The 22,465-nt window shown below is 41.6% G+C and carries 15 protein-coding genes; 6 read left to right on the forward strand and 9 right to left on the reverse strand.

Features of this window, described 5'->3' with window-relative positions; all coding sequences use genetic code 11:
• Positions 1–10: 10 nt before the first annotated feature.
• The 7 genes from LC454_RS08720 to LC454_RS26525 all read right to left on the reverse strand — a co-directional run bounded on the left by LC454_RS08720 (position 11) and on the right by LC454_RS26525 (position 8,036).
• On the reverse strand, positions 11–724 hold the full coding sequence (locus LC454_RS08720; protein ID WP_223581546.1) for a hypothetical protein: 714 nt from the start codon (positions 722–724) through the stop codon (positions 11–13).
• 69 nt (positions 725–793) lie between these two features.
• Complete coding sequence (locus LC454_RS08725) at positions 794–1,204, reverse strand: hypothetical protein (protein WP_223581548.1); 411 nt, start codon at positions 1,202–1,204, stop codon at positions 794–796.
• A 213-nt stretch (positions 1,205–1,417) separates the two neighbouring features.
• On the reverse strand, positions 1,418–3,025 hold the full coding sequence (locus LC454_RS08730) for a RagB/SusD family nutrient uptake outer membrane protein (RefSeq protein WP_223581550.1): 1,608 nt from the start codon (positions 3,023–3,025) through the stop codon (positions 1,418–1,420).
• Positions 3,026–3,098: 73 nt separating this feature from the next.
• The gene (locus LC454_RS08735; protein ID WP_223581552.1) at positions 3,099–6,158 is read right to left on the reverse strand and encodes a SusC/RagA family TonB-linked outer membrane protein; all 3,060 of its coding nucleotides are present in this window, start codon (positions 6,156–6,158) and stop codon (positions 3,099–3,101) included.
• A 434-nt stretch (positions 6,159–6,592) separates the two neighbouring features.
• Positions 6,593–7,504, reverse strand: a complete 912-nt coding sequence (locus LC454_RS26520; protein WP_223581554.1) for an EamA family transporter — start codon at positions 7,502–7,504, stop codon at positions 6,593–6,595.
• A 3-nt stretch (positions 7,505–7,507) separates the two neighbouring features.
• The gene (locus LC454_RS08745) at positions 7,508–7,894 is read right to left on the reverse strand and encodes a RidA family protein (protein ID WP_223581556.1); all 387 of its coding nucleotides are present in this window, start codon (positions 7,892–7,894) and stop codon (positions 7,508–7,510) included.
• Positions 7,895–7,904: 10 nt separating this feature from the next.
• Positions 7,905–8,036 carry a DUF6728 family protein gene (locus LC454_RS26525; protein ID WP_317196251.1) on the reverse strand — a complete coding sequence of 44 codons (132 nt, stop codon included), beginning with the start codon at positions 8,034–8,036 and terminating at the stop codon, positions 7,905–7,907.
• 287 nt (positions 8,037–8,323) lie between these two features.
• Here LC454_RS26525 and nagA point away from each other — a divergent pair, with 287 nt between their 5' ends.
• From nagA to LC454_RS08760, 3 genes are all read left to right on the forward strand, one after another.
• Positions 8,324–9,430, forward strand: a complete 1,107-nt coding sequence (gene nagA, locus LC454_RS08750; protein ID WP_223581558.1) for an N-acetylglucosamine-6-phosphate deacetylase — start codon at positions 8,324–8,326, stop codon at positions 9,428–9,430.
• A gap of 174 nt (positions 9,431–9,604) precedes the next feature.
• Complete coding sequence (locus LC454_RS08755) at positions 9,605–11,236, forward strand: glycoside hydrolase family 10 protein (protein WP_223581560.1); 1,632 nt, start codon at positions 9,605–9,607, stop codon at positions 11,234–11,236.
• A 216-nt stretch (positions 11,237–11,452) separates the two neighbouring features.
• Entirely contained in the window at positions 11,453–12,007 is a 555-nt protein-coding gene (locus LC454_RS08760; RefSeq protein WP_223581562.1) for an acyl-CoA thioesterase, read from the forward strand.
• A 33-nt stretch (positions 12,008–12,040) separates the two neighbouring features.
• Here the strand turns inward: LC454_RS08760 and LC454_RS08765 are convergent, their stop codons facing one another.
• Both LC454_RS08765 and LC454_RS08770 read right to left on the reverse strand, forming a co-directional pair.
• Positions 12,041–13,336, reverse strand: coding sequence for a RagB/SusD family nutrient uptake outer membrane protein (locus LC454_RS08765; RefSeq protein WP_223581564.1), 1,296 nt, complete (start codon positions 13,334–13,336; stop codon positions 12,041–12,043).
• A 6-nt stretch (positions 13,337–13,342) separates the two neighbouring features.
• A complete protein-coding gene (locus LC454_RS08770; RefSeq protein WP_223581566.1) occupies positions 13,343–16,354 on the reverse strand; it encodes a SusC/RagA family TonB-linked outer membrane protein in 3,012 nt (1,003 codons plus the stop codon).
• Between the two features lie 314 nt (positions 16,355–16,668).
• Here LC454_RS08770 and LC454_RS08775 point away from each other — a divergent pair, with 314 nt between their 5' ends.
• From LC454_RS08775 to LC454_RS08785, 3 genes are read left to right on the forward strand one after another with little or no spacing between them, the layout of a single operon-like run.
• On the forward strand, positions 16,669–19,830 hold the full coding sequence (locus LC454_RS08775; protein ID WP_223581568.1) for a SusC/RagA family TonB-linked outer membrane protein: 3,162 nt from the start codon (positions 16,669–16,671) through the stop codon (positions 19,828–19,830).
• Between the two features lie 12 nt (positions 19,831–19,842).
• Positions 19,843–21,633, forward strand: coding sequence for a SusD/RagB family nutrient-binding outer membrane lipoprotein (locus tag LC454_RS08780; RefSeq protein WP_223581570.1), 1,791 nt, complete (start codon positions 19,843–19,845; stop codon positions 21,631–21,633).
• 51 nt (positions 21,634–21,684) lie between these two features.
• Positions 21,685–22,332, forward strand: a complete 648-nt coding sequence (locus tag LC454_RS08785) for an N-acetylmuramoyl-L-alanine amidase (RefSeq protein ID WP_223581572.1) — start codon at positions 21,685–21,687, stop codon at positions 22,330–22,332.
• Positions 22,333–22,465: the final 133 nt, after the last annotated feature.

Raw genomic sequence — 22,465 nt, forward strand, 5'->3', positions numbered from 1 at the left:
AATTTAATTTTTACGATTTAAATACTTCTACAAATGGCTTACCATCCCTGCATTGAACTGGCCTTGCCATATTTGGACACCCCCCCTGACAGCTTGTTTTTTCTAGACTGAGTTTTCTTTCGGTGAGACGATTGTATAGTTGAATTTTTTCTATCATCTCATTGGACCGGATGGTTTTGTGTACGGCGATTCCCTCCATGCAACAGCCTGTTCGTAAAAAATGACTTTGCCAATCGTTTGGGTTGCTGCAAGCAACGTCTTTATAGAATTCTTGAAGTTCTTTGTATCTTTTGGGCAATTCCAGGTTGACTTCTTCGAGGGAAAGGTTATGCGCAAAGCGGAGCATTGCTTTCCCATTGTCGCAGACTTTACCCAGGGGCGGGTCGGGGACTGGCATCGACATCAGATGTGTATCATAGAAAATTTTACCTTCGCGTTCGGCCGCTTTATTCCGTTCATTTTGCAAATAATCCAGTTCTTGCTGCAATTTTTCGAATTGGCTTTTCAGTGACGAATGTACCAGGTAATAGGTATAGTAGGGGCGTTGTATAATTTCAAATTCCTCAATATTTTTACAGGGAACAGACTGGAGTACTTTGGTAAGCTCCTGTGCTTTTTCATTGATTTGCTCATTCCAGTATTCATATGATTTAGAACTGTCTTTCGAGCAGGCTATAAATAGTAGAAGCCCAATAATCGGGAGTATAAATATTATTTTTTTCATGTTTGGTTAAATTGGGTTTTCGGTACTTTTAAGTTTTTAATCTGTTTAATGTTTATATTTTGAATCGGTTTATTCGTATTTAATCGTGGCCTTTCCTTCCTTACAGATGACATCTAGCGGTTTTCGATAGGGCATACAATTGATCTTTGGTGCCATCATGGGCTGGTATATTTCAATCAACTTATTATAATCATTGATCATGTTTTGTAGGGTGGTATTATCAACGGAACGGTGGTAGGCGATATGACTGGTACCACATACAGTCTCGATGTCTATTATTTTCCAGTCATCGGCATTGGAACATTCTTTTGGATGGGCCAGGGCTATAATTTTACTGTATTTTTCATTTGAAAGTGTTTCCAATTCCTTTTCGGTTTTTTCTTTATAAGGGTTTTCAAGATGGGATTCGGATTTACAAACAACAAATAACATAGTACATGCGAGCAGGGAGGTAATGCCTAGGACGGACAGATTTTTCATAATAGCGTATTTGGTTTTTTGACTGAACGGGCAATTTTGTATAGGTGCTACAGTGAGGATCGAAAATTTCTCATAGCTGTGATTTTTTTTCGAAACTGTAGCTTGTGCCGGAACGTAGGGCGGGCGATGAATTTGGAGATAAACAGGAGCCAAACGATAAAAAAAGCGGCTTAACCATATGGTTAAGCCGCTTCGGTATTGCAGGGAATTCTTTTAGAAATTACCTTTCGCAACATCCCACCAAAGGCGAGTGCCGCCATTGTCGGGGCCACCCAAAAGTGATATTGCGTTTTGTACTTCAGCTTTGTTGGTATTGTATTCGTTCTGTGGGAACGGCAAACGACGTATCTGTATTTTGGTGTCGATCAGTCCACCGCTGTTATTGACAACTACTGGAAATAAACGTGGATATCCGGTACGACGGAATTCGCTCCATGCCTCTTGTCCTTCCGGGAAGATTGCCAACCATTTTTGGGTAATGATACGTTCTAACTTTTCCTCATTCGTGGCACCATCGTTCCACTTTATGGTTAGTGCACTAGGTGAAACTGCGTTGTTTTCCGCATTGAATGGGTCCTTATAGGCCGCCGCTTTGCTTGTATTGTCATTTAAGTATGCACTCAAACCGGAGCTGACACCCCATTGTGTGAAGGAAGTTTCAACTCCTTTTTCGTAAAGTGACTGTGCTGTCCCGCCTGTATTTCCCCATCCTCTTAAAGCTGCTTCAGCACGTAAAAAGTAAACTTCTGCAGCTGTCATTAGAATAGGTGCCGTACTGGCGGTGAAGGTTGGTGTGGTACCTTCTGTATTCAGTGCTGAAAGTTTTTGGTATTTGTCTTTTTCAATACCCTCTGCACCCGTACGAATACCAATGTATTGGCCTGCCACTGATGTCAGTGTAGGATCGTTTGAAACGGGGGACATGTATTTTGAGATCCGGGGATCTTTTAGTCCGACCATGTAAGACGAAAGTGTTGCATTGATACGCGTATCGGCCCAGTTTTTGGCAATAAACCAAAGGGGATTGCTATAGGTTCCATCAGTAGGTACGGTAACCTTGAAATTATCGGAATTGCTTTCCAAAACACCACCATTTGCTGGATCCAATGCTTTTTCTGCCTGTGTTTTTGCTAGCTGTGGGTCAACTTTAACCAAGCGCATCGCAAGGCGTAAGCGCAGGGAGTTGGCAATTTTCAACCAATTTTTAAATCTTACCTGATTATCTGTATTTGGAAAAACCAAATCAATCTGGTCGATTTTTGCCGCCATTGGACTATCTGCTTTATAGGCCTTCAATACAGTTACCGCTTCATCAAGTTCTTTAAAGAAGCTATTGTACACGTCCGACTGTTTGTCGTAAGGAATTGTATTGGATGTACCTACCTGACTGTAAGGGATGGGGCCATAGATATCCGTAACCCGGCTTGCCGCTTCCACTTTGATGACCAGCGCTGACCCCCATAATGCTGGGTATGTTTCTGCAAGACCATTCTTTTTTAATTTATCGATCGCCTTGATGACATTGAGGTATAATACTTGAAAGGGTTCGCCATTCCAGCCATTTACCATAGCATAATTGAGATTATTCTGTCCACTATTGAACGGTGTTGGTGACATAAAGAAGCCTGAATAAACGTCCGCATTCAGATTCTGTTGTACCTGGTATGAGTTTGGATCGCCGGCACCTGAAAAATTATAAATGGACATTTGAGCGTTCCGAAGAAAAATGACAAGATCTTGTCCGTCTCCTTTTAAGTCCTCATCTGTAACGCCAATATTGTTTTTGTTGTAGTCTTCAAAATTTTTGGTGCAGCTAGTCATAGAGCCTCCTAAAATTAAAAGAGCGAGAGAGAACTTGGATATATTTTTTATTGTAAATTTCATTGTATTTCTGTTAGAACGTTGCGTTTAATGTTAGACCATAGTTACGTGTTGCTGGCATCATAAAGATATCAACACCACTTAGTGCGTTGCCCGTAGACATGGTCACTTCAGGATCGAAAGGTGCCTTTTTCGAGATATAGAATAGGTTTCTTCCGACAGCATTAACACGAAGTTTTTTGAAGAAGCTATCTTTAATGTTAAAATCATAGCCAAAGGTTAGCTCGCGCAATCTCACTACAGTTCCGTCATAGATATATTGACTACTCACAGGCCCCATACCAGCAGTTGATGTGTACCATTGTTCTGCATCCACTTTTGTGACTGCTTTACCATCTGGTGTTACGCCATTGACGATCACACCACCATTCGCACGCGCATCGCCAGTTACTTTCGATACACCATAACCGTCAAGTAAAGATTGTGTCACCGACATGACGTCATAGTTGAACTTGCCATCGATGAGGAAGCTTAAGTTAAAGTTCTTGTAGTTAAAGCTGTTGTTCCAGCCCATTTGCCAAATCGGATTGGAATTTCCAAGTTTGGTATAGACGTTGTTTTTTTGTGGAATTCCGTCCGCGGAAATAATGATACGGCCTTGGTTATCGCGGACAAAATCCTGTCCGTAGATATCACCAAAAGATCCTCCAACTTCCAATTTGGAAGCAAAGTTATTTCTACCTTCTCCGGTCAGATTAAATTCAGGTACAGCTTCTGCAAGTTCGATAATCTTGTTTTTGTTGTAGGTGAAGTTTACACTTGTGGTCCAAGTAAAATTATCATTCTTGATGGCATCCAATGAAACCAATGCTTCGACACCCTGGTTTTGGATATTTCCCGCATTGATCGCATATTGTTTGTTCAGTGAAGCGTGACTTGCTGCGACCTTAAAGAATTGATTTGTTGTGTTGGTTTTGTAGTAGGTCACGTCAACATTCAGACGATTATTCCACATACGCCATTCTGTACCGATTTCCAATGACTTCGTCTTTTCCGGTTTTAAAGTTTTCAAAAAGGCGATATCATTAACGGTTAATACCGCATAAGGATTCACTGTATTTGTTAATAAACTTGTATAAGGCGGAAGGTCATTACCCACTACAGCATAAGAACCGCGAATCTTGGCCATATTGACAAATTCAGGTAGGTTCAGCTTGTCATTCAGGACAATCCCCAAACCCGCTGAGGGATAGAAGAAGGATTTTGTGCCAGTAAAAGCAAGTGTACTCGACCAGTCATTACGAGCCGTCAGATCCAAATAAATCCAATTATCATAGGCTAAATTTGCCGAGGCAAATACCGATTGTAATTGTCTGCGGTTGGCAGATAATGTGGATGTGACAGGTGTGGTGGTATTTTGGATAAAGAATTGATTTGGAACCTTCAAGCCGTCTTTTCCTGTCGTGAAGTCAGATCCTTCTGTTTTCCAATCCGTGATACTTGTGCCGACCAATCCTGTGATCTGCAATTTGTCACCAACATTAAAGTTCATATTAGCAACGACATCACCATATTGTTGTGTAATGGTGGTATTTGTGTAGCTATATGCACCATTTTCGCGGGCAAGAATTTTCTGGGTCCCTGCATAGGCTTTTCTATCCCAAACTTCACTCGTCCGGTCTACACTACCACGTGCCTGCACGCTGATCCATGGTGCGATTTTGTATTTTGCACTTCCGTTCAACAATAAGCGATTTCTGGTAGATCTTGTCGAATTCCGGTTTGCAATCCACCAGGGATTTTGTTGTGTAGTTTCATCATCCGAAAGTGTAAACCAATTCTGCTCATTGAGACTACGACTTGGATTAAATTTTTCGTAATTTTTATAATCTGCAATATTCAAACTGCGAGGTAAAAGATAAAGGCCGACTAAAGGACTGTAGTAGAAGCCTGAAGTAGGAGCATTGTCCAATTTTTGTGTAATGTAATTTGCACTTGCTTCTACCGTTAATTTGTCATCAAAGAATGTTGCACTCTCTTTGAGATTGAAGTTGTGACGCATTAGGTCATTTTCCGGTAGTATTCCTTTTGCAAGGGTATTGGCATAAGAAAAGTAGGTTTGATTTTTCTCATTACCACCAGATAGCGTTAGTGAATTTGTGAAATTACTCCCCGTACGGAAGAATTCGCCAACATTATCATATTTAGCGCCATTCGTTTTATCACCCCAACTAAATACACTCGTACCACTGTTTTTGCCTTTAGAACCTTGGCCATATTGGCTCTGGAACTTCGGTGTTGATACAGCTTGTTCGATTTGGGCACTTGATGAAAAGTTAATGGTCGTACGTCCTTGCTTTCCAGATTTGGTTGTAATCAAAATCACACCATTGGCGGCCTGACTACCATATAATGCTGCCGCCGAGGCACCTTTTAAGACGGAGATATTTTCCACATCTTCAGGGTTAATCATAGCTATTGGGTCCCCACCATCACGCTGACCACCGAAAACATTATCTGGTTGGCCGGCTAGAGTTTGGTTATTGATCGGTACACCATCGACAACATAAAGTACTTGGTTATTGCCTGAGGCAGATTTGTTACCACGTAAAACGACTTTTGCTGATCCGCCTGGTCCTGAGGAGCTGGAAGCGATATTAACCCCTGCTACTTTACCATTCAGGTTATTGGCCAAGTTGGTGCTTTTTACCTTGTTCAGTTCATCTCCACTGACCTGTTGTGTAGAGTAGGTCAATGATTTCTGTGCGCGGCTGATACCCAGCGCTGTGACGACAACACTTTCAAGCTGTTGCGTCTGCTCATCTAGGCTTATTGTAACTGTTGTTTCGCCCGGTCCAAGTGTAACCGTCTTATTTTCGTAGCCAATCGTGCTGATATTCAGGACACGATTTTTATCGTCGACATTGATCTGGAAAGCCCCTTTGCTGTCTGTAGAACTAGCTGTTGAAGTGCCCAACACTTTAATAGTGGCACCTACAAGTGGAGCTTTTGTTTTTGCATCGACAACCGTCCCTTTCACTTGGTTGCTTTGTGCGTGAAGTAAAGATGCTGAAAAAAGCATTGTCGGAACAATACTTAACATCCTTAGTGTAGTGTATAATTTGTTATTCATGTAGTATAATATGTGTTATATTCAGTTTTTATATACATATTTTCACAACAGAAGTTATTTTTCGCAGTAATGGGCTAATTCCATTTAGCATGTTGGTTAGGGAAATAGTATTGAATATTGCTGGAGAGTGAAGCAAGTAATTATAGTATAGTATTCAATACCCTAAATTGATTGGATTAGAGGGGTGTGATTCCTTTAATTAATACTAATTTACTACTGTTGATTAAAAATCAAAAATTTTAAGAAACAAAATTGATACAAATGTAGAGTGAATGGTGTTAACTAGTTGATTTTTAGTTTTGTGTTGTTTTGTAATTTTTTGTGCTTTGTCAAAAATGTATCTTTGTGGGGACATGTTAAATTACGAAAGGCTCCCAAATTTTATAGTTGAAGCCTTTCGGTGTTAGATGAAGTATAGTACTAGGAAGCCTAACCTAATTTTTCTTAATCTGACGGAAATTGCTGCTATTGAAGAGAACGATCGCAACCAATATTATGCCATAAGCTACATACTTGATGACGGGAACAGGTTCCTGAAAATAGGTCGCTGCCAACGTGAAGGCTATGATTGGGTTGATGTATAATAATACGCCTGTCGTTGTTGAGGAAATGCCAATTAGGGCATACATACTCAAGAAAAGCGGGATAATGGTGAAGACAACCGCAATCAGTATTATGGTGCCCCAAAAGATGGGTTTGGTAGGGATGTCATGGTGATTATAGATCAGCTTGGGGATAACGAATAGTGCACATATACTCAATTGGAAAACCAATTGGTTGAGTTTGTTGAAGCCTGTCGATATACGCTGTACGATAAGGTAGAAGGCATAGCAGGTCGCGATGGTTGCGGCCCATAAAACATCATTTAACGAGCCCTTAGCCAGTAGGCAAACACTACCAAAGGCAATGAGCAAAGCTAGCTTTTGCAAGGAGCGCAGTTCTTCTTTTAAGATAAAATAGGCTGCTGCTGCGGTGATCAATGGGCAGGTGAGATAGGCCAATGCCGCGGATTGGATGCTGATGTGGTTGACGGCATAGATATAGGTAAACCAATTTCCGAAGATCAATAGGGACGCAAGAATGGTGAGACCGGTCTGTTGAATCTTGCGGTTTCGCGGGAGGTCTTTGAATTTTTGAATATCTGCACGCAGTGTCTTTCTTTGAAATAATAGGAGATAGAGCCAGAGCACCGCTAAGGCTGTTACAATCCTAAAATATAGAATGTCCTCTGCAGGATATTCCCGTATCCACCGAACGGGAATGGACATGAAGCCCCAAATAAAGGGTGCTAAAAAAGCCGCGAAAAGATATTTTCCGCGGCTTACAGTTTCGTTATTATTTTCCACGGACTAATCTTTCCAGGCAATGACCGAAATTTCGACATTGACATTCTTTGGTAATGTCTTTACCGCTACACACTCACGTGCCGGTTGTGTGTCCTTGAAATATTCGGCATAAACATCGTTTACAAGGCCAAAGTTGCCCATGTCACTTAGAAAAATTGAGGCCTTTACAACATCCTGAAATGTATATCCTGCATTTGTTAAGATGGCTTCCACATTTTTCAAAACCTGGTGTGTTTCATCTTTTACGCCCGAAGATATCAGTTCCATGGTCTCTGGAACAAGTGGTATCTGTCCGGATACATAGAGGGTATCTCCCGCTTTGATTGCTTGGTTATAGGGGCCGATCGCTGCTGGAGCTTTGTCTGTATTTAAGATCTCTTTTTTTGACATGGTTGCTTGTTTAGGATGAAAAAAATATTTTATAGATCAACCCCAATAAAAAGACAATAATAGCCGTTGCATTAATGATATGCATGGCTTTGATACTGCCATTGGTGGGTTGGTCAGCGTTGCGCTTTCTGAAAAAGTACATGGAACTAAGTTACGACAGTAAATTAAAAAGTTAAAATTAAAAAGTAAAAACTTTGGGATAGCGTGAAGACAAATCCTAACTTTAGTAATATGAAGTGTGCTGTGCAAAATTTGCTGTTGTGTATAAGTGGAAAGGAAAGACCGAAAGGGATATATAGATGTTACAATGCGGATTGTTACAGCGAGTTTCATATCGGAAGCTTTTCGAGAGGATTGTAAGTCAATATATTCATCGTGAAATGTATCCCATTTGAAGTATCGGAAAGGAAAAATGTAAAAATTATTTTGATGAAGAAAACAGCATTAGTAGGCGGTAGGATCTATACCGGCAATGAAATTTTAGAGAAGAAGGCATTGCTTTTGGATGGTGGTGTAATAGTCGGGACGGTCGATGATAAGGATATCCCAGCGGGATATCAGTCTCTTGACGTCAACGGTGCCAATATCTGTGCTGGATTGGTCGATCTGCAGCTATATGGCGATGGTTCGGATCTTTATTCTGCTGAACTTAGCCTGGCGTCATTGGAACGGATCACCAATGGATTGATTGATAAGGGAACGACTTCTTATATGATGACTTTGGCGACGAATACCATTCCGGTATTTAAAGAAGCCATTCGTGTTGCTGAGGACTATCATCATGATGCATTTTTGGGACTGCACCTGGAAGGTCCATTTTTGAATGCAAAAAAACGTGGTGCACATCCTGAAGAACTGATTATAACACCGACAAGAGAACGGATCGAAGATTTGCTTCAGGGAACTCAAGTTGTCAAGATGATGACGATTGCTCCTGAATGTATTTCGGATGAGGTGCTGAGGTATTTACAAACGTATCAGTTGTTGCTGAGTGCAGGACATAGTAATGCTACTTTTGCCGAAGGGACCCATGGCTATGATGCGGGAATTCCGACAAGCACACATCTGTTCAACGCCATGTCACCATTGCATCATCGCGAGGTGGGTTTGGTCGGAGCTATTTTTAACCATCACAAAGCCTGTGCGAGTATTATTGTCGATGGACACCACGTCAGCTTCGAAGCTGTGAAAATTGCTAAAAAGCAAATGGGCGACCGTCTATTTATGATTACTGACGCTGTCGCGGCATGCAATAAGGGGATCTATCAGCATGTGTTGAATGACGGTTATTACGCCTTGCCGGATGGCACGATTTCAGGGGCAGCAATTTCCCTATTTGAAGGAATCAGAAACTGTGTACAGCAAGTAGGGATTCCGTTGGACGAAGCGATCCGAATGTCGACAACCTATCCGGCGAATCTGCTAGGACGAAGCGATATCGGAAACCTGAATGCAGGAAGTACGGCCAATGTCATCGTGTTTACGGATGATTTCAAGTTGGAGCATGTTATCTTTAAAGGGGAACTGCGTTATTGATGAACCTGTTTGGGAAGGTTATTTTGTAATCTGAAATTGACTTATATAATGTGTATTTTCATCTGATAGAAATATATTGTAAGAAGGATGAAAGAACGCTAAATTTCTTTTCTATTGAAATTTAGCTTAGTTTTGGGGGTTATTTTGAAAAAAAACACTAGACTTTATCGCTTAATGAAACGTTCCTTATTATTTTTAGCTACGGCAGCCTTTCTTTTGTCTTCTTGTTCATCCAAGAAAAATAAGAAGGAAGAACCTGTTAATACGAAGACCAATGTTGAAATTGTAAAAAAAGATCCGCCTTCGGTTCCAAAAAGAGAGCGGATGAAAAATACAATCGAGACTAAAGAGACTAAAGAACAGCCTGCTGTTGAAAAGAAGAAGGATATCGTTGTTGAACTTCCAGCTGTGCCACGCGAGTTTCGTGCTGCCTGGGTTGCTTCTGTTGCGAATATCAACTGGCCGAGCAAAAATTACCTCAGTACTGCTGAGCAACAGCAGGAAGCGATTGGGATTTTGGATTTTTTAAAGAACAATAATTTTAATGCAGTTGTCTTTCAGGTACGCCCTTCGGCAGATGCTTTTTATAAAAGTGATCTTGAACCTTGGTCTTATTTTTTGACGGGAACTGAAGGTCAGGCGCCATCGCCCTATTATGATCCACTTGAATTTTGGGTTGAACAGGCACACAAACGGGGAATCGAACTTCATGTTTGGTTAAATCCTTATCGTGCGCACCATACCGCCGGCGGTGCGGTGACTTCGGCTTCAATGGCACGCAAGATGCCTGAATCTGTTGTGAAATTAAAACAGGGCTACTACTGGTTTGACCCATCGAAACAGTCGACACAGGATCATGCTGCGCGTGTGGTCATGGATATTGTTAAGCGCTATGATATTGATGGGGTTCATTTTGATGACTATTTCTATCCTTATGCTGAATACAATGGTGGACAGGATTTTCCGGATTCGGATAGCTATAATGAGTTTAAACGTAATGGTGGCACCCTGTCGCGTGGTGATTTCAGAAGAAACAGCGTGAATACCTTTATTGAACGTATCTACAAGGATATTAAAAAGGAAAAGAACTTTGTGAAATTTGGGATTAGTCCTTTTGGGATCTGGAAGCCCGGTTATCCCGCGGGAATACAAGGGTCAAGTCAATACGATATGTTATATGCTGATGCTAAACTGTGGTTGAACAAAGGCTGGATCGATTATTTTGCACCACAGCTTTATTGGCCTATCCAACCAGCAAAACAAAGCTATACGGCTTTGTTGAAATGGTGGGATAGTGAAAATACAATGGGACGTCACCTTTGGCCGGGTATCAATACCGTTGGGAGACGTGGGCCGGAATATGTACAGGAGATTGTCAATCAGGTTGCTGCGGCCCGGAATATTTTGCCAGATAATCGCGATGGTGTCATCCATTGGAGCTTGGCTGGATTAACAAAAAATCCGGCAATGGCGCAGGCACTTGTGGATGGACCTTATCAAACTAAAGCTTTGGTGCCAACAACACCATGGCTCAATGCGAACCCGCTCTTGAAACCAAGTTTATTGCTGACACCACAAGGCAATAATATCTTCTTGAAATGGCAACATCAACAAGTTGACCAGGTGGCAAAATGGGTGTTATACCTAAACTATGGTGGTCAATGGACGTATGAGATCTTGGATCCAGGCGTAACAACGAAAGATGTGCCGACGACATTGAATAATAAAAAATTGCAATATGTTGCGGTTAAGGCGATTGACCGTTTGAGCAATGAAAGTCCTTACATTGCAGAAAAGGTAAAATAAAGACATTTTTATACGATTTCAAAGAGGGCTATCTGACTCTGTTCGGATAGCCCTCTTTTCTTTTCGCGCATGGTGAAGACTTCATATTCGGATATCATTCCGTTGTATTTTGAGTGATCGGGATGATTTGTCTTTTTTTGATCAGAAATAGTGGGATTTTCTGGAACACAGTGATTTTGTTTTGAATTTCAATCTGTCTGGGGTAAATTTAGGGATATGGAAGAGATATATAAAACCGTTAGTGATTCGGTGATCCGAATTTCACAGTTGATGTTACCATCCAATGCTAATTTTGGCGGAAAGATCCATGGAGGCTATATTTTGTCCTTGATGGATCAAATAGCCTTCGCGGTGGCCTCTAAGTTTTCGGCACATTATTGTGTGACGGCTTCTGTTGGTAAGGTTGATTTTTTGAAGCCGATTGAGGTAGGGGAACTGGTGACTTTGATCGCTTCGGTTAATTATGTGGGCAATTCGTCTATGGAGGTAGGGATTCGGGTGGAGGCAATGAACATCCAAACGGGTGAAACAAAACATTGCAACTCCTCTTACTTTACCATGGTCGCTAAAGATGAAAGGGGTAAACCAGCACGGGTACCTCGATTGATTTTGGAGACGGAGAAGGACGTGTTTCGGTTTTATCGCTGTGTGGTAAAGATGGAGGTGGATAAAGAACGTGATCGTGCGATTCATGATCTGGAGCGGGACTCCCTAGAGCAGCAGGCTTATATCAGGGCGCATTATGATGTCAAGATTGCCTTAAAAAAATAAGGGGCTATCTTGTTGTGATAACCCCTTATTTTTTTAGATTTCTGGATCTGCAGGTGTATTCGGATTGCCGATTCTTTCCTGATCCGGGTAAGGATAGAAATTCCGGTTGCGTTCCGTTGTATTTTGCGGTGGGGCAGGACGACCAAATCGCCTACTATCTTCCAATCGTAATCCTGACATAAATAACTCTGCGCAACGTTGTTTATAGACTTCGAGCAGTAGATCATTTTTGTTGATGGCGCCAGCATATGCGGGCAGCCCAGCATTGACATTGAATAGATCGCTAGCCGTTTGGGTACGAACTTCATTGATCAGATCGCGTGCTTCGGTCAATGGACCGTTGTTGCGTAATAAGGCTTCGGCTTTGATCAGTTTCATTTCGTCAGGTAAGTAAACGGGAACCTCTCCATTCTGTGTTAACGCAAATCCTTTAAGACTCAGTATATTATCGATAAGTCCGGTATAAAAGCCTATACGTTTGTCTCCTGCATCAAAAAGTCCAGTCGGTAAACCGAGATTTTCGCGGGCGACATAATATTTTAGGTTAATAGTCGTATGCCAAAGCGGATTTTGGGCCAGTGCGGTGTATTGAAACTGGTTTTTTGAAGTCAAATCGACTTTGCTTGCCAAGTTGTAAGCTTCCGCATATTTTCCTGCCATGAGATTGTATCGTGCAGCAAATGCGTACAACACATTGGTCAGGTTAAAGTTCGGGCCGGCAATTGTTGAATTGAATTCGGAAGATATTGGTGTCGTTTGGATTTCTTGGATTGCTTCATTGAGTAATTTAACAGCGGTTTCCAATACCTGTTGACGAGGGACAAAAGCCGCTTTTCCGCCTAAGTCGGTTTGAATATTTGATTGTTCAAACGCAGCCGCAAGATTTCCCAATGCAATTGCTTTGTATAATTTGGCATGTGCGATGATTGCGGATAGCGTGCCACCAGTTATTGTAGGTATATTGGAGGCGTTGGCCAGTATGGTTTCGCTTATCCCCATCAATTTTTGGTTTACAGTCCAATAGGCCAGTATATTGCCGTTGGCTGTTGGCAAATCTTTGCCACCTGCCTCTAGCTCAAGCGTATTTGTAAAGGTAGCTACACCTTTTAATTCTCTGGATGTAACTGCTGGATAGAAGTAAGTAGCAGCAATGACATCTGTTGAATATAATGTTCGTAAACCTACACTCAACGCATAGATGCCATCTTTAGTTTTTGGCACTTCATCTCCATAAGGTTGGTTCACATTTGGTAGATCCATTTTACAGCTATTGAGCGTCATACCGAGACAGGCTGCAAGGATTGTGATGATAGTTATCTTTTTGTTCATGATAGTCTAAAATGAAAGATTTACACCTAAGATTACTTGACGAGGGAGGGGGACTTCGACAAAATCGAATCCACGGACGGCATTGTTCTGGCCTGCAGCGTTCACTTCAGGATCCCAGCCGCTATAATCGTCGAAAGAGAATAAATTACGGCCAGCTAGAGAAAAACGGATATTTTTAATCTTTGAGTTTGGACGTGCCCAATTGTAAGATGCTGACACTTCTCTTACTTTGACGAAGGATCCTTTTTCAATCCAGTTTTCCATAATGGAGAACAATGCTGCTGAAGTACCTTTGGGTACCTCGCCTCTCAGCTCCGGCTCATAGCCTGCAAGGCCACCATATAGGTCTCGATCGCCGACACGTCTGGTGAAATTAAAGACATCCTGTCCGACGACGGCATCCAATTGAGCTCTAAAAGTCCATTTTGATCCGACATTGATTTCATTGATCAAGGATCCAGTCCAGTCTGGATTGGGGTCGCCAATGACTTTTTTAAGAGTGGCGCCGATAGGGGTACCATTATTGTCTTTTCCGACTTTGGCAGTAGTCGGTAGCCCTGCAGCATTGTGATAAATGGATCCGTCTTCGTTTCGGGCAAAATAGGTTGCGTAGAAGGCTCCTAAAGGATATCCGTCTACCGCCGCCACCTGGCCAAATCCGGCAGTGTACATTAATATTCCCCCTGGGACATTGTTTACAACGTTTTTATTATGGGAATAAATGGCTGTGACATTCCATTTCAAATTTTCTTTCAATACAGGTACAGCTCTCAGCATCACCTCCATTCCTTTGTTAGTCATTGTTCCTACATTGACAAACTGCGTGCTATAGCCCATGGACGGAGTGAGGTTGACGTTCAAAAGTAGGTCTTTGACATTCTTTTTGTAGTAGGAGAACTCCAATCCTAAACGGTCTCTAAATAAACTAAGGTCGGTTCCGATTTCGAATTCCTCTTGTCGTTCAGGTTTGATATTCTCATTTCCAAGTTTGTTGCTGACAATAATGCCGTTTAAGCCACTAACCGTTACCGGATTGAAGAGTGTGTATCTATCAAAAGGGGATAAAGCGGTAAGATTTCCGGATTGGCCATAAGAAGCTCTGATTTTAAAGCTGGAGACAACGTTGTTGATTTTGGAATTCTGCCAGAAGGGTTCGTTTGAAACGACATAACTTCCACTTAATTTTGGGTAGAATTGACTCCGGTTGTCAGCGCCGAAGGCCGAGGACATATCATATCTTGCGGCACCTGTAATGTATAGCTTCTCTTTGATTCCAAAAGTTTGTTGTACAAAGGCTCCAAAGATATTCATGTCTGAACGGGATTCAGAAGGAACCATGACGCCATTATTGACAGTTTCGCCTCCATATCCCATTTGCGTGGCTTTTATGTTGGTGGACATGTTTTTTTCAGTCTGAAAGGTCAGTCCAGCTCCGGTAGTTGATTCTAGCCAGTCTCCAATTTTTGTCTGATAGGAAGCGTTAATATCATTGTTCAGCAAGAATGTGGTTAAGTCAGCGCGCTGCGCATAGCCTGTTGTGTAGGAAGGGGTGGTATTTCTTGGTGGAATATAAGCTGTTCCGATGGAATTGGCATTGTCAAAACCAAGGACATAATTTAATGTTAACCCTTCTGTAGGTTTCGCCTGTAAGGACAGATTTCCAATAAAGCGACTTGTGCGTTGTGCAAACTTGAAGTTGTTAATCGCTTCTAAAGGGTTGGTGCGTTTTACAACAGCGACCGGTGTTGTGGATGGATAATAACCAGTTGCTGGATCTCGTTCGGGATTAATAAAATTATTGCTAAAAATAAATCCGGTTAATGCACCATAGGCCTCGGTCATGCCGCCATTGGGCATTTCATTGGAATGACTATACACATAATTCATCCCCGCACCAAGTTTTAGCCAAGAATTGAGATCTTGGTCCAAACGAGCGCGAAGTCCGCCACGAGTGAAATCAGAACTTTTGATAATACCTTGGTTGTTTAGGTAATTGCCGCTGATGTAATATTTAGTGCCTGCTGTACCTCCAGACATAGAAATATTATTGTCTGTACCAATGCCGGTCTGGAAGATTTTGTTCTGATAGTCGTATCTTGTGACATCGGTTTGCGTCAGATCGGTAGCCGTTGTATTGACGAATGTTTTGTTATAGGTGTTGTAAGGAAGTTTCTTTCGTAGAGAAGAAGTTTTCAGGCTTGTGCTAAAGGTGAAAGCAGGTTTTCCTTCTTTTCCTTTTTTTGTGGTGATCTGTACCACGCCATTGCTTGCCCGTGATCCATAGATTGCAGCTGCTGCGGCACCTTTGATAATCTCGATATTTTCAATGTCGGCGGGATTGATATCGACCAATCTGTTTTGACTATATCCACCTAGATCCAGTAATTCTGCAGAGGAATTATTGACAATGACTCCATCTACGATGTAGAGTGGGCTGCCACCGCCCACGATGGAACTTGGCCCGCGTAACTGTACACTAATACCGCCGGCTGGATTTCCGGAGTTTTGAGAGATTTGCGCTCCGGCGACTTTTCCGGTTAAGGCCTGGTCAATGGATGTCGCATTGCTATTGGCGATATCTTTGGCATTGACGGTAGATACCGCGTTACCTAGGACTTTACGGCTTGTTCCAACAGCGTTACCGATAACAATTACCTCATTCATCCGTACTAAATCTTCCTGAAGACTCGGAGCAAGGGTAAGGGTTGTCTGGTTTCCCAGTTCGATACTTGTGGTGGTCGGAGTGTAGCCTACATTGGATAACACGAGGTCATACTTTCCGGGATTGATGGATGTGGTTAATGTAAACTCTCCATTGGCATTGGTGCTGACGGATTGGTTAGTCCCTTTGAGCTTGATGGTTGTTCCGGGAACGGATTGCCCGGTACGAGAATCGGTGACTTTGCCTTTGATCGTGTAATTTTTTTGCTGCGCAAATGCCATGGAGCTTGTTCCGAGCATCATTAAAAGCGCATAATAACGATAAGGCACTTTGCTGTTTAGTAAGTGTTTTATCATAAAGTCAGATTTTAAATACAATAGCTTATCTATTGTGGTTTTATTTCATATAAATATAGAGTTTTAAATAGGTTATTAGGGTTGTTTTGTATTTTTTTTGCTACATTTTGCGGTTTTGTGTGTTTTTGGTGCCTCTTAATTGGTTTTGTGCGTGTCGATGTGTGCGATAGTTCGTTTATTTTTATTTCTTTTTCAAATACTTATGCATAAACTTGCATAACTAAACTGCTTTTTATAGTATTGTATTATAATTGGTGTAAACCTCGGGCTGGAACCTCCCGTTATGATCAGTTATTAACAACTAACTAAATACCATGAATAAAAAATTGCTCTTATTCTGTTCAGGAGTGATGCTATCTACCAGTTTATGGGCTCAAACCAAAACGGTAACAGGTAAGGTAACAAATGCCTCAGATGGTGGGTCTATGGCAAATGTTACAGTAAGCATCAAAGGTAAACCCATCAATACGCAAACCAATCCAGATGGAAGTTTCACAATTAAAGCCGAGCCCGGAGATATTTTGATTTTTAGGGCTGTGGGTTCGAAAGAACGGCAGCAGCTTGTGGGGTCAGATGCTACCATTAACATCGCTCTTTCGGGGAGCGAAGAAGCCTTAGAAGAGGTTGTTGTCACGGCAATGGGGATAAAAAAGGAGAAGAGAGCCTTAGGCTATGCTGTTCAGGATATCAAGTCGGATGAATTGATGAAGAATAAGACGGCTAACGTTGTGAATTCTTTAGCAGGAAAGATTGCTGGGGTTAATGTCACACAAGCTTCTGGTTCGGCGGGTGCGGGTGCACAAATTATTTTAAGGGGTGGTACTTCATTGGAGCGAGATAATCAACCTTTATTTGTTGTAGATGGCGTAATTTATGATAACTCTACAGTAATTGGTGGGAATAGTGCTTTCGATGGAGCTCAGGCTACATCTACTTCTAATAGTAATCGTGTTATGGATATTAATCCCGAAGATATCGATAATGTGTCTGTATTAAAGGGGCCCGCTGCAGCGGCACTATATGGATCGAGAGCAGCAGCGGGGGCTATTATCATTACCACAAAAAAAGGACAAGAAGGTCGAACTGAAATCGGTTTTTCAAGTAGATTTTCAAATAATTGGGTTAATCGGTTGCCGGAGCAACAAGGGAAATATAAACGTGGCTATTATAATAGTGCAGGCGTATTGGATGATTATACAACTCAATCTTGGGGTGAAAAATTTGGAAATAATGATGTCGTGTATAACAACGTGAAAGATTTTTTCCAGCATTCGACGGTATTTGATAATACGGTGAATTTATCGGGGGGAAGTAAAAATGGATCCTTCTATTTGTCTGGTTCTCGCTTTGACCAAAAAGGGATCGTTCCAAATACGAGCTTTGATAAAACCACATTCCGCTTTAATGGTGATCAAAAATTTGGTAAGTTGACTGTGGGCGCTAATGTCGGGTATTCGCTTGCGAATACAGACAAGACGTTAACCTCTGCGGGTCTATGGGGCTCTGGTGGAACCGGTGCAATGGAATCGCTATACAGCTGGTCCCGTAGTGATAATATGAAGAAATACCTCAATGATGATGGTACAAAATATCGTATGTTCGAAGGACGTCAACAGCTAGAAGACGACATAGAAAATCCGTATTGGACAATTAACCGAAATATTTTAGGGGATAATACGGAGCGCATTACAGGTAGTATCAATGCAATGATGCCTATTTTCGATTGGTGGAGTCTTACCTATCGTGTAGGTATGGACAGTTATCTTACAAAGAACTCAACTATTATTGGCGAAAATGGCGCTATCAAAAAACCATGGCAAAAGGGCATGATGTCAGAAAGTGATTTCAAATATAACTATTGGTCTTCCAATATCATGTCCAATTTCAATAAAAAGGTGGGTGATTTTGATCTGGGGGCTTTAGTGGGATTTTTCTCAGAGCAAACCAAGACCACGACAAACCGCCGGATGGGCTATCATTTTGAGGTAGACAATTTTTATAGTTTCGAAAATATTGCTGCGGCGAATAAACAGTTTGCGGTGAACAATACAAAAAAACGCCTGTTTGGTCTGTATGGTGAGTTAAGGGCTTCCTATAAAAATATGTTGTTTTTGAATGTCACTGGAAGAAATGACTGGACATCAACACTGCCAGTGGATAATAGATCTTATTTTTATCCATCTATCGGGGGTAGCTTCGTGTTTACCGAACTCATGAAAGACAGTCGTCCAGATTGGTTGGATTTTGGGAAGTTGAGAGCTTCCTGGGCTCGCGTGGGTAAAGATGCAAATCCGTATGTGACCAATACCTATCTATGGAAGCCTGTTGAATATTTAGGCGGAATTGTCGGTGCGGGAAATAACTGGCAGAAAGGTAATCCGTTTTTAAAGCCTGAGACAACAGGTTCGTTTGAAGTCGGTGCTGAATTGCGTTTCTTTAAAGGGCGATTGGGTGTGGATTATGCCTACTATACCAATAATTCCTATAACCAGATTCTGTCTCCACGTTTGGGACAGTCGACAGGTTATATTTTCATCTCGGTCAACGGGGGGGATATCTACAATAAAGGAATGGAATTGTCCCTGACTGGTAAACCGATTGTGAAGAACGATTTTGTTTGGGAGTCGACTTTGAATATGTCCAAAAATAAAGGGACAGTAGATAATTTACTTGCGGGTGTCAATATTCTGTATGTCACCGATGTGCAGGTCGGAAATGCAAAAGCTGCATCCTTTAACGGAGGGAATTTTATGGGGATTTCAGGTTCGCAATGGACGCGCACAGCGGATGGAAAAGTTGTTCTGGATGCCAATACCGGCATGCCGACCAGTGATAACCAGGTGACCTATAATATTGGAAATCGTGAGCCTAAATTGACCGGTGGATTCAATAACAGCTTGACTTATAAGAATTTTAATCTGTCCTTTCTGTTTGATTTTCGTATAGGTGGCGATATCTACAATGGTACAGATTATGCGATGACGGTCGGCGGGATGAGTAAACGAACTGAGGATCGTGATCAGTTGGTGTTAAACGGTGCGATCCGTAGCGGTGGAACAAATGATGCGCCGGTGTACGAAGATAAAACATTTACATTTTTAGCAGATCAAATGTATGATATTAAAGGTGTGTCAACAAGTGGACGGAAGATTATTCAAGATTATTGGAGTGATTTTTATGCCCGTGAAAGTGCGAACTTTATGGTGAAGACTAACTGGTTGCGCTTGCGGAATATCTCGATGTCCTATAACTTTTCGGATGGTGTCCTGAAGAATGCCGGTGTTTCCAAAGTGGTTAAAGGTCTTACAGCGACCTTGACTGGCACTAACCTCTGGTTGCTGACTAATTATAAAGGTCTCGACCCGGAAGCTTCTGCTGCGGGGTCTGGCGTAACAGGATCCAGTTCGGTCGGTATTGATTACAACGGCGTGCCGAGTACTGCTGGTGTTATGTTTGGTTTAAATTTTAGATTTTAAGATAGAAAAGTCATGAATAAATATAAGAAAATAGTCTCATTTCTGTTGGTTCTAACTTTATTTTCGTCCTGTAGTAAAAATTGGTTGGATATCAATATAGATCCCAATACGCCTTCAAGTACCGTTGCTTCGGTTCAAAGTCGTTTGGCTTGGATACAGCATTATTATATGTATGCGCAAGGGACAGCGGGAACGCGAGCGGGTTTTGTGACACAGCAACTTACATTTGTCAACGGTACTGCATCAAACAGTATGATTGCTGGCTGGAATCCTGCAGCAGGTATGTCGACCACGCCCTATCAGTTTTTCTTTGTCGGAGCAGGGGCCAACTTTAAAGATATGGAAGATAAGGCTACGGCAGATAAGGCTTATCATTATCTTGGCGCATTGCACGCTATCCGCGCAATGGGTTTTATGCTGATGACGGATTGGTATGGTGAAATGCCATATACGGAGGCCTTGGGTACCATTATAACACCAAAGTTTGATGGTGGAAAAGTAATCTTCGAAGGTTGCCTTGCTGACATTGATAAAGCCATTGAATTTTTTAATATGGCTCAGCCGGGTACTGCGGCACCTTTGTCAGCTGGTGATAGCTGGAATGGTGGTGATGTCGGTAAATGGTTGAAAATGTGTTATGGGCTAAAAGCAAGGTGGTTAAATAACTTGTCGAAAAAGAGCGCTTTATACAAGCCAGATGATGTATTGGCAGCGTTAAGTAAGGCTGCTACTTCGGTTGGAGAAAGTACAGTAATTGCCCATATGGATGATGCGACTGATAATATCGGGGATATCCTATTTGCAGATCCTGTAAAAACATCTATCGTTTTTAATAATGCGGGTATGAATACCAATATCTTGGTTACTAAGTGGTATGAAAATTTATTGACCAATTTTGACAATAAAGGTGTAGAGGATCCGCGGGCGGACAAATTATTGCCTTGGGCAGAGTTCGGTTACCCTAAAACACTTATCCGGTCTAAGGGTGTTGATGTGCAATCGAAAATCCGAATGGAATCAGGCCCTATAGCATCATCTTTTAACGTAAAAGATGTCGAAATAGAAAGTAACGGGCGTAAAGTGGCGCCGCATTCTTGGTATATAAATTCAGCAAATACAGCAAGATGGGGTGATACAGTTTATGTTTCAATTAAAAGTAGTTCTAAGGGGTACGATAAAGATAAGTCTGATATTTATAGATGGAAGGATTCTCCAGATGAAAATAGTGGAACGATAGCTGCTTCAGGTACCTTTTATTCACGTCCGGATGCGCCTACCCATCTGGTTGCCTATCCTGAAATGTGCTTTATAAAGGCAGAAGTCCTATTTAACAAAGGTGACAGAGCAGGAGCTTTTAATGCATATAAAGAGGGGATTAAAGCACATATAGATTTGATGAATATGAAGCTTAATTCTTATGGAAATATTAACGTGAGTAAATCGCCAATGGCGCAGGCCAAGATTGATAATTTCCTAAACAATGGCATTGGTACGGCTGGAAATATCACACTGGCTAAAATTATGACGCAAAAATTTATCGCACTTTCGTTTTCGCAGCAAAACTGGAATGATATGCGTCGCTACGATTTCAGTAATTCGGTATATCCGGGCTGGGCTGTTCCTTATGAGTATACAGTGACTGCTGCCGCGCAGCTAAAAATACCGCAGGGAAAACAGTTCAGAAGAGTTCGTCAAGTTTCGCATGAGATCAACTATAATTCCGATAATTTAAAAGCATCTCATCCAAATGCGTTGAATGACGATATATGGTCATTTCCGGTTTGGTGGGATACTAAAGAATAGTTTAAATTTGAAAGCCGCAATTGCGGCTTTCTTTATCTAATACTTTTTTCGATGAAATACTTTATTAAATTTTTCCTCACAGCATTTCCATTTTTTCTTTTTGCCCAATCGCCCAAGATTGTTCAAAAGCCTATCACCTGGAATCAAGAGCGCATACAGCTGTCTTTGGATTATCTGAAAAATAGACATGGGCTAAGTCAAGCTGCGCCAACGATACAGCCCAAAATGGTTGTTGTGCATTGGACAGCTAACAATAGTGTAAAAGCAACATTCAATACCTTTAATCCTGTGAAATTGCCAGGCCGGCCTGAACTGACAAAGGCGAGTCCCTTGAATGTATCTTCTCAATTTGTAATCGACCGTGATGGAACAATCTATCAATTTCTGCCCGATACTATCTTTGCCCGACATACCATTGGTCTCAATTATTGTGCAATTGGTATCGAAAATATAGGTAGCCGCCAGAACCCTTTGACTGATGCGCAGTTGAAGGCAAATGAAGAGCTGATTCGCTACCTTCGTAAAAAATACGCTATTGAATATGTGATCGGGCACCATGAATATCAACGCTTTAAAAAAACTTCCTGGTGGAAGGAAACTGATCCTAAATATATCACTGGTAAAGATGATCCAGGGGATAAATTTATGCATGCGCTGAGGGGGCGTTTGGTTGATCTGCAATTAAATAAAATGCCGTAGGTTATTTTTTACGTTATTAAGCCGAATAAATCCTGTTTATTCGGCTTTTTTCGTTATTGCGCGTTTTAAATCTATTTTTTGTTTTAATATATGCGTTTTTATGCTATATTTGATTAAAGAAATATATAAACCA

The organism is Sphingobacterium sp. GVS05A (assembly GCF_019969845.1).
Lineage (GTDB): Bacteria > Bacteroidota > Bacteroidia > Sphingobacteriales > Sphingobacteriaceae > Sphingobacterium.

Bases quoted from the DNA above. Each gene is read 5' to 3' on its own strand.
- LC454_RS08775 (WP_223581568.1), top strand. From the start codon at position 16,669: ATGAATAAAAAATTGCTCTTATTCTGTTCAGGAGTGATGCTATCTACC.
- LC454_RS08745 (WP_223581556.1), bottom strand. From the start codon at position 7,894: ATGTCAAAAAAAGAGATCTTAAATACAGACAAAGCTCCAGCAGCGATC.
- LC454_RS26525 (WP_317196251.1), bottom strand. From the start codon at position 8,036: ATGTACTTTTTCAGAAAGCGCAACGCTGACCAACCCACCAATGGCAGT.
- LC454_RS08760 (WP_223581562.1), top strand. From the start codon at position 11,453: ATGGAAGAGATATATAAAACCGTTAGTGATTCGGTGATCCGAATTTCA.
- LC454_RS08770 (WP_223581566.1), bottom strand. From the start codon at position 16,354: ATGATAAAACACTTACTAAACAGCAAAGTGCCTTATCGTTATTATGCG.
- LC454_RS08755 (WP_223581560.1), top strand. From the start codon at position 9,605: ATGAAACGTTCCTTATTATTTTTAGCTACGGCAGCCTTTCTTTTGTCT.
- LC454_RS08720 (WP_223581546.1), bottom strand. From the start codon at position 724: ATGAAAAAAATAATATTTATACTCCCGATTATTGGGCTTCTACTATTT.
- nagA (WP_223581558.1), top strand. From the start codon at position 8,324: ATGAAGAAAACAGCATTAGTAGGCGGTAGGATCTATACCGGCAATGAA.
- LC454_RS08725 (WP_223581548.1), bottom strand. From the start codon at position 1,204: ATGAAAAATCTGTCCGTCCTAGGCATTACCTCCCTGCTCGCATGTACT.
- LC454_RS08785 (WP_223581572.1), top strand. From the start codon at position 21,685: ATGAAATACTTTATTAAATTTTTCCTCACAGCATTTCCATTTTTTCTT.
- LC454_RS08735 (WP_223581552.1), bottom strand. From the start codon at position 6,158: ATGAATAACAAATTATACACTACACTAAGGATGTTAAGTATTGTTCCG.
- LC454_RS08765 (WP_223581564.1), bottom strand. From the start codon at position 13,336: ATGAACAAAAAGATAACTATCATCACAATCCTTGCAGCCTGTCTCGGT.
- LC454_RS08780 (WP_223581570.1), top strand. From the start codon at position 19,843: ATGAATAAATATAAGAAAATAGTCTCATTTCTGTTGGTTCTAACTTTA.
- LC454_RS08730 (WP_223581550.1), bottom strand. From the start codon at position 3,025: ATGACTAGCTGCACCAAAAATTTTGAAGACTACAACAAAAACAATATT.